Here is a 2,725-nt window from a genome sequence, read left to right on the forward strand (position 1 = left end):
TCTTCTTGCCCTGGTGGAACGGGCGGAATGTCTGGCCGATGAAGGCGTGGGTTTCGGAAAGCGCTTCACCGGTACGATGCTGGGCGTCTATGCCGTGGGCGGTGCGGCCCGGCTTGACCAGCTGGAAATGGGTGATTTATGATGAAAGACGGGGAACATCGAAGACGCCCTGTGTCCATGAGCTCGCTGCGTCAGATCGCGGCGCTCTACCACGGCCATTGGGGACAGCTTTTCTGGGCGGTGCTCTGGTTCGTCATCAAGCATGCGCCCGCCTACGTGACGCCGGTGGTCACCGCCAATATCATCAACATCGTGACCGATCCCGCACACCATACCATGGGAGAATTCTGGATCAACCTGACGGTGGGCTGCCTTTTTGTGGCGCAGAACGTTCTTACAGCCTGGCTGCATACCCGGGCGTACTCCGGCCTGACCCGCGGTATCGAGATGGAACTGCGGGGGGCCATGGTGGACAAGCTCCAGCATCTGTCGGTCCAGTTCCACACCCGTACCCAGTCGGGACGGCTTCTCTCCAAGGTCATGCGGGACGTGGAAAATGTGGAGCAGATGCTCCGTTCCTGCTTCGGCACACTGGTGCCGCTGGTCACCAGCGTTACGGCGGCGGTGGTGGTCACTGCCTTCAATGACCCGCGAATTCTCTGGCTGTATCTGCTGGCGGTGCCGGTGGCGGGGTGTACGGTGGGGGCTTTCCGCCGTCCCATCCGCCGCTCCAACCGCAGTTTCCGGCGGGAGATGGAAAAGACCCAGGCCGCGGTGGGGGAAATGCTGGAAATGGTTCCCGTTACCCGGGCCTATGGCCTGGCTGACCGGGAAGCAGAACGGATGAACCATCTGCTGGCCGGGGTCAAGGATTCGGGATTCCGCCTGGATACCACCAACTCGGTTTTTGGAGCCACCAGCTGGGTGGTTTTTCAGCTCTTCCAGATGATCTGCCTGGGCTTTACGGGTTCGCTGGCTTACCGGGGGATCATCAGCGCCGGTGAAGTGGTGCTCTACCAGAACTATTTCGGTCAGATCGTCACGGCGGTGTCGGGGGTGGTCAATCTTTTCCCCACACTGGCCCGGGGTCTGGAATCCCTCTCCAGCATCAATGAGATCATGCAAGCAGATGAGGTGGAACCCAACGGACAAATTCCTGCTCCCGTACCTCTGCGGGGGGAAGTCTGCTTTGAGGGCGTGGCCTACCGTTATCCCGACGCTCCCGGTCCGGTCCTGAGGGACTTTACCCTGCGGGTGCCGGCGGGGCGCAGCGTGGCCATCGTGGGGCCCAGCGGTGCAGGAAAAAGTACCCTGCTCAGCCTGCTCATGGGGTTCATCCAGCCGAATGCCGGTCGGATCACGGTGGACGGCATTGATTTGACGGAGATGGAACTGAAAAGCTACCGCAGTCAGCTGGCTGTGGTCCCTCAGAACACCATCCTGTTCTCCGGTACCTTGCGGGACAACATTGCCTATGCCGCACCGGGTGTTTCGGACGAGGAAATCTGGCGCGTCATCGACCAGATCGGCCTGCGGGACCTGGTGGAAGGGCTTCCCGGCGGATTGGATGCCAGCTTGTCTGAACATGGCGGAAACTTTTCGGGCGGGCAGCGCCAGCGCATCGCCATTGCCCGCGCCCTGATCCGCCATCCCCGGATCGTGATTCTGGATGAAGCCACCAGTGCGCTGGATTCCGCCTCGGAGCAGCTGGTGGCACAGGCTACGCAGCGGCTCATGGGACGCTGCACCACCTTCATGGTGGCCCACCGTCTGTCCACCATCCGCAGCGCCGACCACATTGTGGTGGTGGAGGATGGCCGGGTGGCCGAACAGGGCAGCTACGAAGAACTGATGGCCCGCAAGGGGCGGTTCTATCAGCTGAAAGTCCTGCAGCAATAACTCTGCCGGGGCGGGAAAGGAGAGCAGTATGTCCGATACAAACAAGATCCTGTGGTACGACCGCCCGGCCCGGCGGTGGGACCAGGCACTTCCTGCCGGAAACGGACGGCTGGGCTGCATGCAGTTTGGCGGCGTCTACGAGGAATGCTGGCAGCTCAATGAGGACTCTGTCTGGGACGGGGGCCGCCAGACGGCCAACGGCGAACAGCGGGACCGGATGAATCCCGATGCCCCGGAAGCATTGCCACGGGTGCGGCAGCTTCTGCGGGAAGGAAAGGTGGCTCAGGCAGAAGACCTGGCCCGGCGTGCCCTGACTTCCGTTCCGCAGGGGCAGCGCCGCTATCAGCCACTGGCAGATCTGCGGATCAGCTGGCTGGGGGCACGGCAGCCCTGGTCGGAGTACCGCCGGGAACTGGATCTGGAAACAGGACGTCTGCGTGTGGCCTTTTCCGTAGGCGGCACCCGGTATACCCGGGAGACCTTTGTATCTTATCCGGACCAGATCATGGCTGTCCGTCTGACGGCACAGGGGGAGAAGCGCCTCGCCCTGGAGATCCGGCTGACCCGGGACCGCTGGCGGTATGAGCGCGGCGGCAGGGAAGGCAATAATACCCTTTGGCTTTCCGGCGGACAGGACCTGAAGTTCTGTGCCATGGTCCGGGTGACGGAAACCGACGGCCGGGTGGAGGCTTTGGGGGAGACCATGCAGGTCCTGGATGCCCGCAGCGTTGTGCTGCTGGTGGCAGGGGCCAGTTCCTTCCGAGAACTCAGCCCCGCAAACGGCTGCCGGCGGATGGTGGAACAGGCGCAGACACTTGGCTGGGAG

2 protein-coding genes are annotated in these 2,725 nt (G+C 62.6%); both read left to right on the plus strand.

Features of this window, described 5'->3' with window-relative positions:
• The first annotated feature begins 177 nt into the window (after positions 1 to 177).
• Positions 178 to 1,899, plus strand: a complete 1,722-nt coding sequence (locus tag Q0K17_RS11095) for an ABC transporter ATP-binding protein (RefSeq protein WP_294542971.1) — start codon at positions 178 to 180, stop codon at positions 1,897 to 1,899.
• 28 nt (positions 1,900 to 1,927) lie between these two features.
• Positions 1,928 to 2,725 (plus strand): glycoside hydrolase family 95 protein (locus Q0K17_RS11100; protein ID WP_294542972.1); only part of this gene is annotated, 798 nt, incomplete at its 3' end.

Source organism: uncultured Gemmiger sp., assembly GCA_944388105.1.
In the GTDB taxonomy this organism is placed as follows: Bacteria; Bacillota; Clostridia; order Oscillospirales; family Ruminococcaceae; genus Gemmiger.